The organism is Pseudomonas sp. GW823-FHT02C05, assembly GCF_058797595.1.
Genome location: NZ_JBXAJU010000004.1, coordinates 279,446 through 292,797, shown reverse-complemented (window position 1 = coordinate 292,797; position 13,352 = coordinate 279,446). Strand labels below are relative to the sequence as shown.

13 protein-coding genes are annotated in these 13,352 nt (G+C 63.5%); 4 read left to right on the top strand and 9 right to left on the bottom strand.

Annotated features, from left to right (window positions below; genetic code table 11):
• Positions 1-5: 5 nt before the first annotated feature.
• The 4 genes from AC1RGE_RS22740 to AC1RGE_RS22725 form a co-directional block, all read right to left on the bottom strand.
• Positions 6-1,217 (bottom strand): multidrug effflux MFS transporter, encoded by a 1,212-nt coding sequence (locus AC1RGE_RS22740; RefSeq protein WP_011064048.1) that lies wholly within the window; start codon positions 1,215-1,217, stop codon positions 6-8.
• Complete coding sequence (locus tag AC1RGE_RS22735) at positions 1,210-2,187, bottom strand: diiron oxygenase (protein WP_053160334.1); 978 nt, start codon at positions 2,185-2,187, stop codon at positions 1,210-1,212. Before AC1RGE_RS22735 ends, AC1RGE_RS22740 begins: the two co-directional genes overlap by 8 nt.
• Positions 2,187-3,266, bottom strand: coding sequence for a SagB family peptide dehydrogenase (locus AC1RGE_RS22730; RefSeq protein ID WP_015637381.1), 1,080 nt, complete (start codon positions 3,264-3,266; stop codon positions 2,187-2,189). Before AC1RGE_RS22730 ends, AC1RGE_RS22735 begins: the two co-directional genes overlap by 1 nt.
• 417 nt (positions 3,267-3,683) lie before the next feature.
• Positions 3,684-4,880, bottom strand: coding sequence for a class I SAM-dependent rRNA methyltransferase (locus tag AC1RGE_RS22725; protein WP_011064045.1), 1,197 nt, complete (start codon positions 4,878-4,880; stop codon positions 3,684-3,686).
• A 227-nt stretch (positions 4,881-5,107) separates the two neighbouring features.
• On the opposite strand from AC1RGE_RS22725, the gene AC1RGE_RS22720 reads away from it, so the two are divergent.
• Positions 5,108-5,920 (top strand): HDOD domain-containing protein, encoded by an 813-nt coding sequence (locus tag AC1RGE_RS22720; RefSeq protein WP_162865006.1) that lies wholly within the window; start codon positions 5,108-5,110, stop codon positions 5,918-5,920.
• A 33-nt stretch (positions 5,921-5,953) separates the two neighbouring features.
• Entirely contained in the window at positions 5,954-6,766 is an 813-nt protein-coding gene (gene mutM / locus AC1RGE_RS22715; RefSeq protein WP_011064043.1) for a bifunctional DNA-formamidopyrimidine glycosylase/DNA-(apurinic or apyrimidinic site) lyase, read from the top strand.
• A gap of 63 nt (positions 6,767-6,829) precedes the next feature.
• Here mutM and AC1RGE_RS22710 read toward each other — a convergent pair whose 3' ends face one another.
• From AC1RGE_RS22710 to AC1RGE_RS22690, 5 genes are all read right to left on the bottom strand, one after another.
• Positions 6,830-7,081 (bottom strand): YfhL family 4Fe-4S dicluster ferredoxin, encoded by a 252-nt coding sequence (locus AC1RGE_RS22710; RefSeq protein ID WP_011064042.1) that lies wholly within the window; start codon positions 7,079-7,081, stop codon positions 6,830-6,832.
• Positions 7,082-7,215: 134 nt separating this feature from the next.
• Complete coding sequence (gene coaD, locus AC1RGE_RS22705; protein WP_003176711.1) at positions 7,216-7,695, bottom strand: pantetheine-phosphate adenylyltransferase; 480 nt, start codon at positions 7,693-7,695, stop codon at positions 7,216-7,218.
• Between the two features lie 115 nt (positions 7,696-7,810).
• Positions 7,811-9,406: a GMC family oxidoreductase gene (locus AC1RGE_RS22700; RefSeq protein ID WP_011064041.1), complete on the bottom strand. Its 1,596-nt coding sequence runs from the start codon at positions 9,404-9,406 to the stop codon at positions 7,811-7,813.
• Between the two features lie 173 nt (positions 9,407-9,579).
• Positions 9,580-10,125, bottom strand: coding sequence for a hypothetical protein (locus tag AC1RGE_RS22695; protein WP_011064040.1), 546 nt, complete (start codon positions 10,123-10,125; stop codon positions 9,580-9,582).
• A 27-nt stretch (positions 10,126-10,152) separates the two neighbouring features.
• Positions 10,153-11,628, bottom strand: coding sequence for a coniferyl aldehyde dehydrogenase (locus AC1RGE_RS22690; RefSeq protein WP_225369017.1), 1,476 nt, complete (start codon positions 11,626-11,628; stop codon positions 10,153-10,155).
• Between the two features lie 99 nt (positions 11,629-11,727).
• Here AC1RGE_RS22690 and AC1RGE_RS22685 point away from each other — a divergent pair, with 99 nt between their 5' ends.
• Entirely contained in the window at positions 11,728-12,399 is a 672-nt protein-coding gene (locus tag AC1RGE_RS22685; protein WP_011064038.1) for a TetR/AcrR family transcriptional regulator, read from the top strand.
• A gap of 33 nt (positions 12,400-12,432) precedes the next feature.
• Entirely contained in the window at positions 12,433-13,287 is an 855-nt protein-coding gene (locus tag AC1RGE_RS22680) for a sulfurtransferase (protein ID WP_011064037.1), read from the top strand.
• The last annotated feature ends 65 nt before the right edge of the window (positions 13,288-13,352 follow it).

Sequence of the window (13,352 nt, the reverse complement as noted above, 5' to 3'; positions counted from 1 at the left end):
GGGCTTCAGGCCAGGCGCAGGTTCCGGGCGCGGCGGCTGATGCGCTGGTTGACCAGCAGGCCGACGCTGCTCAGGGCGATGAAACTCAGGGCCAGGGTGGTCTGCAGGTCGCTGGCGCTGAGGTTGATCACGGCGCTGATCAGCCCGCCCATGACGAAAATCAGCGTGTTGCCGGCCGAGGCCGAGGCGCCGGCATTGTCCGGGAACAGTTCCATGGCCCTGGACGTGGCGGCGGGCCGGGTGATGGTGGTGCCGGCGGTGCAGATGATCATCGGCACCAGCACCGTGCTGATGGACAGGCCGAACTGGCTGGCCAACAGCAGCATGACCAGCCCGGCGAGGAAGATCAGGCACAACCCGGTAATGATCTGGGTGCCGGGCTCCAGGTATTTGTTGAGCACCCCGGCTACCACCCCGCCAATCACGTAGGCCGCGCCGTAGAGCAGCAGAGTCAGGGAAAACTCGTAGCTGCTGAGCTGCAGTTGCTCCAGGAAGATCAGCGGCGAGACCACGATGAACGAGAAGTGGCAAGCGAAGACGATGGCCGAGATCAGCCAGTAGGCGACGAAACTGAAGTTGCTGCAGACCCGTCGGTAGGCCTGGAGGATGCCGGTGCGCGGGCCGCTCCTGACGATCGGCGGGTTTTCCAGGGTGGCCAGCGCCTTGAGAAACACCAGGACGGCAATCGCGCTGAACACATAGAAGCTGCCTGGCCAGCCCATCAGGCTTTGCAGCAGGGTCCCGGCCAGGGGCGAGAGGGAAATGCACAGGCCGCTGGCGGTGACCATGAGGATCCGCAGGCGGTCGCGCTCCTGGCCGACGAACAGGTCCTGGACCAGCGCCTGGGACAGCACGAAGCAGCCACAGCCCAGTGCCTGGACCACGCGAAACACCAGAAACCAGTTGTAGTCCCTGGCCCAGACGCAGCCCAGAGCGCCGCCGACCGAGACGGCCATGCCGGCCAGCAGCAGGGTCTTGCGGCCCAGGGCATCCGACAGCGGGCCGATCAGCAACTGGGACATAGAGATGCCGATGGCGAACAGGCTGACGGACAGGGCGATGTCGGCGGCGCTGGTAGCAAAGTGTTGGGACAGTGCAGGAAAAGAAGGCAAGAGCACGTCGATCGGGAACACCCCGAGCATGACCATGGCCATGAGCAAGACGATGGCGCCGACCTTCCTGGTCGTGGAGGCAGAGTCATCCCTGATTTCAGGCATCGATCAGTCCTGTCTGGGTGAAGAGTCGGCGGTTGTCGTCGTGCTCGAAGAAACCTGCGCGCTTCATGGCTTGCAGGGTGGCGCCGGCGATCGAGCGGGCGCGCAGCACTTCTGCACTCGGCTGAATCAGGCTGTGGATGGCGGCATGTGCCGCGGCGAGGGGAATGCCGGCCTCGTTCAGGCTTGCGCTCAGCCACTCCTGGTCCACGGCAGCGAAGATGAAAATGATATCGATCAGTTGGCTGGCGGAAAAAACCTGCTGCTGCGGCGACAGTCGTGCCCAGACATAGTCGAACACTTCGCTGAAATAACGACTGTGCCGGGCCTCGTCTTCCAGGTGCTCCCTGAACATCTGGTAGACCGTGGACACCAGCCCGTCACCGGTGATGCTCAGCAACTCCTTGGCAATGATGGTTTCGGAGACGAAACCCAGCAGGAACCAGACCAGGGGCCGTTGAGAATCGGCGCAGCGGGCCAGCAGGTCGTGCATCAGGCGGATGCGCCTGGGCAGTGGCTGCCAGGCTGGCATGGCGTACCCATTCGCCACCTGCTCCGCCAGCTTGAAGGAGAACAGGGCGTGATAGCCCTCGTCGGTATACAACTGCAGGGCCGCGATTTTCATCGTCTCCGGCAGCTCGATCGCCAGTTCCCCGTGGATCAGGGTTTCCACCGAGCGGTTGACGATCTTGTGCTCCAGGATCGTCGTGTAGTGCAGGAAGTACACCAGGTGGTTGGCCGCCAGGCGCTGCTGTACCGTCCTCCCGGCGTGCTGGATGGCCGGGTCGGCGAAGTAGGGGATGAAGGCCGGCGGAAACCAGTCACGGGTCTGCAGTTCCTGTTCGAGCTCGCTGTGGGGCGGTAGCTGGTAGCTGCTCTTGCGCGAGCGCACCGCGGAGCGGTTGTCCCAGTCGCCGAGGGAGTAGGGACGCCGGCCTGCCGGGGCCTCTTTGGACCATGCGGCGGGGTGCATTACTGTTCGCGCTCCCGCTGTTCGATCAGGGCCTTGAGTTCCTTGCATTGCACCTGGCCATCACCTTGGCCGCAGCCGACAAAGAACAGCGGCTGTTCCGCGGCGTCCTGCAGCCCCAGCAATTGCTCCACGCGCTCGTCGCTCAGGGCTCCCGTCAGCCAGGTGTCCAGGCCCAGGGCAGTGGCCGCGAGCTGGAAGGTTTGCGAGATATGCCCGGCCTCGACATAGGCCATGCGGTAGGCCCGGGAGTGTTCGTATTTCCACCACAGCTTGTCGAAGCGGCAGGTCAGGAACAGGCCCAGGGGCAGTTCGTTGACGAAGTGCTGGCCAGCCAGCAGCAGGCCCAGGGGTTCTTCTGGAAGCGGGTGCACGGGCCGCAAGGCGTGCAGCTCCGGGTGGTAGTAATAGAGGCCCGGCTCCAGGCCGCGGACCCTGGCGGCATAGACATAACCCTCGCAGGCGTTCAGGCCACCGCCGGAAGGGCTGCTGCGCCTTGGCCGCAGGGCTTCGGGGACGGTCTCGTCCGTGTCGGCTTCCCGTTCCTTGAGGTAGCCCAGGGACAGGTAGAGCAGGGTGCTGAGCTCTTCCAGGGCCACGGCCTGCTGGGAAAAGGAGCGTGAAGTCTTGCGCTGCAGCAGCACCTGGTTCAGGGAGCTGGCGGTTTCCAGTACCGGCGCGGGCAGGCGGATCAGACCATTGTGGGAGGTTTCGGCAAAGCGGGCTGAGGGGGCCGGGGTGTCCAGTACCTGATCGCAATGCTCGAGGTATTGGGCGGACCACTCATGAATATCCTGGGGCACTTGCTCGAAGGGCAGGTTCTTGGTGCCGATGTGGAAGATCCGCGACAGTTCATCCCAGCCCCATTCAAGTGGCTCGAAAGTCTCGTTGGACAGGAGCCCGGCTGCGGCGAATGCACTATCTATTTCATTCTTGTCGTCATACTGCGAAGGGTCTTCGACAAGTTGTATGAGGCGTGTGGAATAGATCGAGTCCAGTTCGAACTGAGTGTGATCTTTATAGTTCCAGATAACAGTGAAGGGCGGGCGGGCAAGTATGAAAAAGTTCGGGTTTATTTGCATGTTCTTTTAAAACTCTGAACTTGACCAAAGATGAAGCTGGGTAGCCGGCACTCCCCAGTTCATCAATTACTTAGCGGGATTTAGCCGCTGCGAGGCAAGCCAGGTTGGCGATCTTTTTCGATTCGAGGGAGATAGCTTTCATTGTTATTGCTCCTAAACGATTTGAATGAATGTCGCTTCCTAAGCGACTTCCGAAGAGTAGACAGCAATAGAGAGGAATCAAGTAGTTATTAGGTAAGTGATTGCCTAGAGCACTGTAGGATATTGGCTAGTTACTTTGATGGATCATAGGTATATAAACGCGGGTTTCCCTGGGTTATCCAATGGCCCGGGCGGCGAGAGGGGAGAGGCGAGAGGGGAGCGAGGCGCTCGAGCGGTTGCCCAGGGATGCTGTGGCGTCCCTGGGCAGGCAGTGGCTCAGCTGTTGGGCAGCAGGCGGCAGGTGATGCTCTTGATGTAGCGGGTTTCCGGAATGGCCGGGTGCACCGGGTGGTCCGGGCCCTGGCCGCCGCGCTCCAGCAGTTGGATGTTGCGGTCCAGGTGGCGGGCGCTGGTCAGGAGGATGTTCTGCAGGTCGTCCTCGGGCAGGTGCATCGAGCACGAAGCGCTGACCAGGATGCCGTCCTTGTTGAGCAGGCGCATGGCTTGCTCGTTAAGGCGGCGGTAGGCGCCTTCGCCGTTCTTCAGGTCTTTCTTGCGCTTGATGAAGGCGGGCGGGTCGGCAACGATCACGTCGAAGCGCTCTTCGCTGGCCTTGAGTTCCTTCAGGGCTTCGAAGACGTCGCCTTCGATGCAGGTCATTTTCTCGGCAAAGCCGTTCAGCGCGGCGTTGCGCTCCACGCCGTCGAGGGCGAAGGCCGAGGCGTCGACGCAGAACACTTCGCTGGCGCCGAAAGCCGCGGCCTGCACGCCCCAGCCGCCGATGTAGCTGTACAGGTCCAGCACGCGCTTGCCCTTGGCATAAGGCGCCAGGCGGGCACGGTTCATGCGGTGGTCGTAGAACCAGCCGGTTTTCTGGCCCTGGATCACCGGGGCTTCGAACTTCACGCCGTTCTCTTCCAGGGCGACCCACTCCGGCACCAGGCCGAACACGGTTTCGACGTAGCGGCCCAGGCCTTCGGCGTCGCGGGCGGCGGAGTCGTTCTTGAACAGGATGCCGCTGGGCTTGAGCACCTGGGTCAGGGCGGCAATGATGTCGTCCTTGTGGGTTTCCATGGTCGCGGAGGCGATCTGTACCACCAGGATGTCGCCGAAACGATCGACCACCAGGCCCGGCAGCAGGTCGGAGTCGCCGTACACCAGGCGGTAGAACGGTTTGTCGAACAGGCGCTCGCGCAGGGACAGGGCCACGTTCAGGCGGTGCACCAGCAGCGACTTGTCCAGGGCCAGCTTGGCATCGCGCGACAGCAGGCGGGCGCAGATCAGGTTGTTCGGGCTCATGGCGACCACGCCCAGGGGCTTGCCGCCGGCGGCTTCCAGCACTGCCTGGTCGCCTGCCTTGAAGCCGTGCAGAGGGGTGGCGGCTACATCGATTTCGTTGCTGTAGACCCACAGGTGGCCGGCGCGCAGGCGGCGATCGGCGTTGGCTTTGAGGCGCAGGCTTGGCAGGGACATGACGTCGCTCCGGAAAAAAGGGCGCGATTATACCCCGTCGCGGGGCGCAAGCGATGGCCAATGGACCTGCGGCGGGAGCCCTTTGCCGCAACCATTGGGTAAAGTTCCTGTCCGGTCGCCCAACATTCCCGTGTTAGAGGTTAGAATCCCCGGCTCACCCAGAGCGTGTACTTATGTCCCAAGAGCTATCAGCCGAACAGATTCAACAGGCCCTGCAAGGCATCAGCGTGCCGCCCCAACCGCAAATCATGGTGGATTTGCAGATGGAGCAGTACATGCCCGATCCCGATCTGGAGGTGATCGCCAAGCTGATCTCCCAGGACCCGGGCCTGTCCGGCGCGTTGCTGAAGATCGTCAATTCACCGTATTACGGGCTGAGCAACAAGATTGCTTCGATCCAGCGGGCGGTGAATCTCCTGGGTAGCCGTTCGATCATCAACCTGATCAATGCGCAGTCGATCAAGGGCGAGATGAGCGATGAAACCATCGTCACCCTCAACCGCTTCTGGGACACCGCCCAGGATGTGGCCATGACCTGCCTGACCCTGGCCAAGCGCACCGGCTCCCAGGCCGTGGACGAGGCCTATGCCCTGGGCCTGTTCCATGACTGCGGCGTGCCGCTGATGCTCAAGCGCTTCCCCGACTACATGACTGTGCTGGAAGAGGCCTACGGCAGCGCCGGCCCGGAGCAGCGGGTGGTGGACACGGAAAACCGTGCCTTCAATACCAACCACGCGGTGGTCGGCTACTACACGGCCAAGTCCTGGCGCCTGCCGGAGCACGTGACCAACGCCATTGCCAACCACCACAACGCCCTGGCGATCTTCAGCGACGAATCCTCGCGCAACAGCCAACTGAAGAACCTGCTGGCGATCCTCAAGATGGCCGAGCACATCTGCGCGTCCTACCGGGTGCTGGGCAATCAGGTGGAAGACCACGAGTGGAACAGCATCGGCCACCTGATTCTCGATTACGTCGGCCTGTCGGACTACGACTTCGAGAACCTCAAGGAAACCGTGCGCGAGCTGGGCGCGCACTGATCGTTCATTTCGCGATGAGTACCAGGGGCGCATATGCCTGAATTACCGGAAGTCGAAACCACCCGGCGCGGAATCGCGCCGCATCTGGAAGGCCAGAAAGTCAGCCGGGTCATCGTCCGTGACCGGCGCTTGCGCTGGCCGATCCCCGAAGATCTGGACGTGCGCCTGTCCGGGCAGCGCATTGTGCTGGTGGAGCGGCGGGCCAAATACCTTTTGATCAACGCCGAGGTCGGCACCCTGATCAGTCACCTGGGAATGTCCGGCAACCTGCGTCTGGTGGAGGTTGGGCTGCCGGCGGCCAAGCACGAACATGTGGATATCGAGCTGGAGTCCGGCCTGGCCCTGCGCTACACCGATCCGCGGCGCTTTGGCGCCATGCTCTGGAGCCACGACCCGCTGAATCACGAATTGCTGGTGCGCCTGGGCCCCGAGCCGCTGACCGACCTGTTCGACGGCGAGCGCCTGTATCAGCTGTCCCGCGGACGCTCCATGGCGGTCAAACCGTTCATCATGGACAACGCGGTGGTGGTGGGGGTGGGCAATATTTATGCGACCGAGGCGCTGTTCGCCGCGGGCATCGACCCGCGCCGCGAAGCCAAGGGGATTTCCCGAGCGCGCTACCTGAAGCTGGCGATCGAGATCAAACGCATCCTGGCGGCCGCCATCGAGCGCGGCGGCACCACCTTGCGCGACTTTATCGGTGGCGATGGCCAGCCGGGCTACTTCCAGCAGGAACTGTTCGTCTACGGGCGTGGCGGGGAGAACTGCAAGGTCTGCGGCACCGGGCTGCGGGAAATCAAGCTGGGCCAGCGGGCCAGTGTCTATTGCCCGCGTTGCCAGAGCTGAGAAGCTTCGCCGGCAAGCCGGCTCCTACAGGTGTTTGTGGGAGCCGAAAGGGCGCCATATCACTCAAGCCTTGCCGGTGATCTTCCGGTACTTGGCCATCAACTCTTCTTCGGTTTCCGGGCGGGCTTCGTCCAGCGGAATGCAATCCACCGGGCACACCTGCTGGCACTGCGGCTCGTCGTAGTGGCCGACGCACTGGGTGCACAGGTTCGGATCGATGACGTAGATCTCTTCGCCTTGGGAAATCGCCGCGTTAGGGCACTCGGGTTCGCAGACGTCGCAGTTGATGCAATCGTCGGTGATGATCAGGGACATGGGGTACTCCGGCCTGGGCGGCAGGCCCGGGCATGTAAAAACGAATGCGCGCAATTGTGCCGTATTGACGCCCGCAGTGCACGCGGGCGCGATGGCTGACGTCAGGCGAGGGCCCCGGTGCGGGGCCGCGCGGCTTATTTCTTGAAGCGCAGGGTCAGCGCGTCGGCGACCGCCGGGTGTACGAACTTGGTGATATCACCGCCCAGGGCAGCGATTTCACGGACCAGGGTCGAGGAAATGAACGAGTAGCGCTCCGACGGAGTGAGAAACAGGCTTTCCACGTCCGGGGCCAACTGGCGGTTCATGTTGGCCAGCTGGAATTCGTATTCGAAGTCCGAAACCGCCCGCAGGCCGCGCAGGAAGACATTGGCGTTCTGCTCCTTGGCAAAATGCGCCAGCAGGGTGGAGAAGCCGACGACTTCAACGTTGGGCAGATGCTTGGTCACCTCGCGCGCCAGTTCCACGCGCTGCTCCAGGGGGAACAGCGGGTTTTTCTTGGGGCTGGCGGCAACGGCGATGATCACATGGTCGAACAGGCGCGAGGCGCGTTCGACCAGATCGCCATGGCCCTTGGTAATAGGGTCGAAGGTACCTGGGTACAACACTCGGTTCATCGCGTCGTCCTGGCGGGAATCCGTTGGGGAGTCGGATGGTATCGCAGCCTTCCCGGTCGGCCAAGTCGCCTTTTAGGGAAGAAAGCACTATAGACGACGAGAATATCCCGCTTTTTCACACTGATTTCAGGCGCTCCGCCAAGGCGCTGGCCAATTGCGCCGTGAGCCCATAGACCGACAGCTGCGGGTTGGCGCCGATGCTGGTGGGAAACAGCGAGCCGTCGTGGACCGACAGGTTGTGCAGTTGATGGTGGCGCCCGAGGCTGTCGGTGACCGCGGTTTTCGGATCTTCGCCCATGGCGCAACCGCCCATCACGTGGGCACTGCCCAGGCGGGTGCGGTACAGGGCCAGGTCCAGGCCGTCGATCTGCGCCCGCACTTCGTCGAGGCTCTTGGCGAAGCGTGCATCGCTGTGCAGCGGCTTGACCGCCTTGGCGCCGCCGGCGAACTGGATCTCCGCCATGCTGTGGAAGGCCCGGCGCAGTCCGTCCCAGGCGTAGGGTGAAACCTGATAGTCGAGGACCGGGGTGCCGTCACCCCGCAGTTCGACGTTGCCGCCGGTGCTGTCGGGGTGAAAGCCGTCCCGCAGCAGGGCAAGCATGGCGTGGGTGTGGGGCAGTTGCTCCATGGACAGCCCGCTCTGCGGCCCGAACCCGCCCAGCAGGGTGCTGGCCAGGGCCGGCTGCAGGGGCGGCACTTCAAGTTTGTAGGACATCTTGCCGGTGGTGCCGTCCTGCCACTGGAAGTGGTCGGAATAGATCGACTGCGGCGCGCCGTAGAACGGGTTGATCACCTCGTCGAACTGCCCGGCGGAGAAGTTGACCAGGTGCAGGAAGGTGCGTTTGCCCAGGCGCGAATGCGGGTCCGGCGCATCGGAACGCAACAGCAGGGCCGGGCTGTTGATGCCGCCACCGGCCAGCACGTAATGCTTGGCCTTGACCGTGATGGTGCGCCCGGTGGGGGCCACGCAGCGGGCGTCCATGGCCTGGCATTGCAGGCTGGTGACCTTGTCGTCCTTGATCTGCAGGCGCTCCGCCCGGGCTAGGTACAGCAGCTCGCCACCTTTCTCCAGGGTCGCCGGAATGGTGGTCACCAGCATCGACTGCTTGGCGTTGGTCGGGCAGCCCAGGCCGCAGTAGCCCAGGTTCCAGCAGCCGCGCACGTTGCGCGGAATTACGTGCCAGCTGTAGCCCAGGGCTTCGCAGCCCTTGCGGATCACGTCGTTGTTGGCGTTGGGCGGCATGACCCAGGGCGCGACGCCCAGGCGCTGTTCCATTTTCTCGAACCAGGGCGCCATTTCGGCCGAGCTGTGGCCCACCACCCCGTGCTCACGGGCCCAGTGCTCCAGGGTCGGGTCAGGCGTACGGAAGCTCGACGTCCAGTTGATCAAGGTAGTGCCGCCCACGGCGCGGCCCTGGAGGATGGTGATGGCGCCATCCTTGCTCATGCGCCCGATGCCTTCCTGATAGAGGCTGGTGTAGGCCTGGTCTTCGAGCATCTTGAAGTCGTCGCTGGTCTTGAGCGGGCCTTCTTCGATCAGCAGCACCTTGTAGCCGGCGGCGCTGAGGATCTCGGCAGTGGTGCCGCCCCCGGCGCCGCTGCCGATGATGGCGACATCGGCTTCCAGGGTCAGGTCCTGCTCCAACTGCGAGCCGTTGTAGGTTTTCCAGCCACGATTCAGGCCTTCGCGGAACAGATCAGGTACAGGCATATCGGGTGCTCTCTTATTATTGATGGCTCGGCGCGCATCCACTGTAGCCGCTGCTGAGCCTGCGAAGCTGCGAAAAGGCCCCAGGGCCTTGCTTGACGATCTGCAGCCGAACCCCCAGTGCCCCGCGAGCGTCCCGCTCGTTCGCAGCCTGTGGCAGCGGCTACAAAGGCCGGTCAGACCTTCGGTGGCCCGGGATAACCGCAATGGGCCCAGGACTCGGGCCGGGTGTACCAAGCCATCATCACCAGTTGCAGCAACGAGGCATGGCCCATGCGCAGCAAGGCCAGGAAGCTGTTTTCCCAGCGGCTGAGGAAATTGCGGATGTCATCCGCGCTGGCGTTTTCCCAACTGCCCCAGATCCCCGTCAGCGGGCCGCGGGTGACCGCCATGCCCAGTACATCGAACAGCTGCTGGGTGAGCTTGAACATCTCGGTCGACAGGTGATTGAGGGCGTTGTCCAGGTTGGCCAGGGTGCCCTCGATGGCGGCGGGCATCTTGTCCGCCGGTACGGCGCCTTCGAGCATCACCGGGATCAGCGCCCGCAGGAACGGCAGGTCATTGCTGCGCAGCATGGTGAAGCCGCTGGCGGGCGTGCTGGCGGAGCAACCGCTGAGGCTGGCGCCGAGCCCGGCAGTGGCCAGGAAAGCGCTGGCGCAGAGGCCGATTTTCAGCAGGCCGCGCCGTGACAGCGCGGGTGTTTCAGACAGGCTAGGGGTCATTGTTGTTATTACCCGGCGTTGTACTGGTTAACGAATGAACAGCTTCTGGATGAGCTTCTGGATCGATTTGCCATACGGCGGGTAGATCAGGCGGGCGGCGTTGAACCGCTGCTTGATGAACACCCCCTTGGCCTTGCTGAAGGTCAGGAAGCCTTCATGCCCGTGGTAGTGGCCCATGCCGGAAGGGCCGATGCCGCCGAACGGCAGGTCGTCCTGGGCCACATGCAGCAGGGTGTCGTTGAGGCACACGCCGCCGGAGTGGGTTTCGTTGAGCACCCGTTGCTGCTCGGCCTTGTCGTAGCCGAAGTAGTACAGCGCCAGCGGGCGCGGACGCTGGGTGATATAGGCGAAGGCCTGGTCCAGGGTCCGGTAGGGCACGATGGGCAGGATCGGGCCGAAGATCTCGTCCTGCATCACGGTCATGTCATCACTGACATTGAGCAGCAGGCTGTGGCCCAGGCGGCGTTCCTGGCTCTGCTCGAACAGGGGCACCAGCAGCGCGCCCTTGCTGGTGGCGTCGCTCAGGTAACCGTTGAGCCGCGTCAGTTGGCGCTGGTTGATGATGGCGGTGTAGTCGGGGTTGTCCGCCAGGGTTGGGAAGAAACCGCGCACCACCTGGCGATAGGCTTCGACAAAGGCGCCGACGCGCTCTTCCGGTACCAGTACGTAGTCCGGGGCGACGCAGGTCTGCCCGGCGTTGAGGGTCTTGCCGAAGGCGATGCGTTCGGCAGCGTCCTTGAGGGGCACGGTGCTGGAGACGATGGCCGGGGATTTGCCGCCCAGTTCCAGGGTCACCGGGGTCAGGTTTTCCGCGGCGGCGCGCATCACGTGCTTGCCGATGCTGGTGGCGCCGGTGAACAGCAGGTGGTCGAAGCGCAGCTTGGAAAACGCCATGCCCACCTCGGCCTCGCCCAGCACCACGCACACCAGGTCCTCGGGGAAGACCCGGGCCAGCAGTTGCTTGAGCAGTTGCCCGGTGGCGGGTGTGGACTCACTGAGCTTGAGCATCACTCGGTTGCCGGCGGCCAGCGCCCCCACCAGCGGGCCCATGCACAGGTACAGCGGGTAGTTCCACGGCACTATGATCCCGACCACCCCCAGGGGCTGGTAGACCACCTTGGCCGAGGCCGGCTGGAAGGCCAGGCCCACGGCGCGGCGGGACGGCTTCATCCATTTCTTCAGGTGTTTGCTGGCGTAGTGGATGCCGTGCAGGCTGGGCATCAGCTCGGCCAGCAGGGTTTCGTCGGCGCTGCGGTTGCTGAAGTCCTGGCTGATGGCATCGATCAGGGCCTGGCGCTCGTTGTTAAGCAGCTCCTGCAGTGCCTTCAGCCATTGCTGGCGTTGCGCTGCGGGGGGCATCGGGTTGGCGGCAAAGGCCCGGCGCTGGGCTTCGAACAGCTCAAGCAGCTCGTCCTGTTGCTGAAGGGAATCCTGCAGGTAAGCGATTTCGGCAGACATGGACGGGCTCCGTCTTTGTAAGGTGGCTAGTTTTTTAGAGCTTATGCTCTAAAATGTCAATTGCCCTCCTGCGCCGGTGGCGATTTATCCCCGGGGGGATAGAACGTAAGATGCACGCCAGCCTTCTGATTAAAGCCCACGCCCATGGCCCCACGCATAAAAACCCGCGAACGCATCGTCCAGTTCAGCCTCGAACTCTTCAACCAGCAGGGCGAGCGTAACGTCAGCACCAACCATATTGCGGCGCACATGGAGATTTCCCCGGGCAACCTGTACTACCACTTCCCCAACAAGCAGGCGATCATCGCCGTGCTGTTTGCCGAGTACGAAAGCCTGGTGGACAGCTTCCTTCGACCGCCACCCGGGCGCGCGGTCACCGTGCAAGACAAGCGCTACTACCTGCAGGCTCTGCTGGCGGCCATGTGGCGCTATCGCTTCCTGCACCGCGACCTGGAGCACCTGCTGGACAGCGACCCCGAGCTGGCTGCGCGCTACCGACGCTTTTCCCAGCGCTGCCTGATCCAGGGCATGGCCATCTACGGGCGTTTCGTCGACGCCGGGATAGTGGCCATGGACAAGGTGCAGATCGAATCCCTGACCCTCAATGCCTGGATCATCCTCACCTCCTGGGTGCGTTTTCTGTGCACGACCCGGGAAAACTCCACGCACCTGAGCGAAGAGGCCATCAAGCGCGGGGTGTACCAGGTGCTGGTGCTGGAGGCCGGTTTCGTCACCGACCAGGCCCGGGAAGCGGTCAACGGCCTGTTCGAAGAGTTTTATGTGCCCTTGGCCCAAGCCCTGGAAGAAGTGCAGTAGGATCAACCTCCAACTTATTCACAGGAGCCCGCCATGCCCCTCGCGCAGTTGATCAGCCCGCTTGCCCTGGACCAGAAGAAACAGCAGCCCGGCCTGGTGATTCTGGATTGTCGCTTTGCTCTGGAAGACCCGGATTACGGCCAGCGCAGTTACGCCGACGGGCATATCGCCGGGGCGCATTTCGCGGACCTGAACCGGGATCTGAGCGCGCCGGTGATCAAGGGCGTGACCGGTCGGCATCCGTTGCCGGAGCCCGCGCAGTTGGTGGCGCGCCTGCAGGCCTGGGGCATCGATAACGACAGCGAGATCGTGCTCTATGACGACGGCCCCGGTTCCTACGCCGCTCGTGCCTGGTGGTTGCTGGCCTGGCTGGGCAAGCGTGATGGCGTTTTCATTCTCGATGGCGGCCTGAAAGCCTGGCACGCCGCTGGCTTGCCGCTGAGCCTGGATGCCCCGGAAAACGCGCCGGGGCAGTTCGTCGGGCACCCTGATCACAGCCTGCTGCTGGATGCCGAGCACCTGGGCAAGCGCCTGGGCCAGGCGGACCTGACCCTGCTGGATGCCCGTGGCCTGCCGCGCTTTCGTGGCGAAGTGGAACCCATCGACCCGGTGGCCGGGCATATTCCCGGGGCGCAATGCGCGGCGTTCACTGACAACCTGGGGGAGGATGGGCGCTTTCTACCGGCCGATCAGCTCAAGCAGCGTTTCGCGCAGAAACTGGCCGGGCGTGACCCGCAGCAACTGGTGGCCTATTGCGGTTCTGGCGTCACCGCCTGCCACAACCTGTTTGCCCTGAGCCTGGCCGGCTACCCCCTGGGGCGGCTGTATGCCGGTTCGTGGAGCGAGTGGATCACCGATGCGCAGCGGCCTGTCGCCACCGGTGACTGACGGCCTTTACCCGCGGCCCCTTCGCTGGCAAGCCAGCTCCTACGGCCCGCAGGCCCCCGCGAACC

What these genes read in the sequence shown, in the direction of transcription:
- AC1RGE_RS22740 (WP_011064048.1), bottom strand. Translation starts at nt 1,217, where the DNA reads ATGCCTGAAATCAGGGATGACTCTGCCTCCACGACCAGGAAGGTCGGC.
- AC1RGE_RS22735 (WP_053160334.1), bottom strand. Translation starts at nt 2,187, where the DNA reads ATGCACCCCGCCGCATGGTCCAAAGAGGCCCCGGCAGGCCGGCGTCCC.
- AC1RGE_RS22730 (WP_015637381.1), bottom strand. Translation starts at nt 3,266, where the DNA reads ATGCAAATAAACCCGAACTTTTTCATACTTGCCCGCCCGCCCTTCACT.
- AC1RGE_RS22725 (WP_011064045.1), bottom strand. Translation starts at nt 4,880, where the DNA reads ATGTCCCTGCCAAGCCTGCGCCTCAAAGCCAACGCCGATCGCCGCCTG.
- mutM (WP_011064043.1), top strand. Translation starts at nt 5,954, where the DNA reads ATGCCTGAATTACCGGAAGTCGAAACCACCCGGCGCGGAATCGCGCCG.
- AC1RGE_RS22710 (WP_011064042.1), bottom strand. Translation starts at nt 7,081, where the DNA reads ATGTCCCTGATCATCACCGACGATTGCATCAACTGCGACGTCTGCGAA.
- coaD (WP_003176711.1), bottom strand. Translation starts at nt 7,695, where the DNA reads ATGAACCGAGTGTTGTACCCAGGTACCTTCGACCCTATTACCAAGGGC.
- AC1RGE_RS22700 (WP_011064041.1), bottom strand. Translation starts at nt 9,406, where the DNA reads ATGCCTGTACCTGATCTGTTCCGCGAAGGCCTGAATCGTGGCTGGAAA.
- AC1RGE_RS22695 (WP_011064040.1), bottom strand. Translation starts at nt 10,125, where the DNA reads ATGACCCCTAGCCTGTCTGAAACACCCGCGCTGTCACGGCGCGGCCTG.
- AC1RGE_RS22685 (WP_011064038.1), top strand. Translation starts at nt 11,728, where the DNA reads ATGGCCCCACGCATAAAAACCCGCGAACGCATCGTCCAGTTCAGCCTC.
- AC1RGE_RS22680 (WP_011064037.1), top strand. Translation starts at nt 12,433, where the DNA reads ATGCCCCTCGCGCAGTTGATCAGCCCGCTTGCCCTGGACCAGAAGAAA.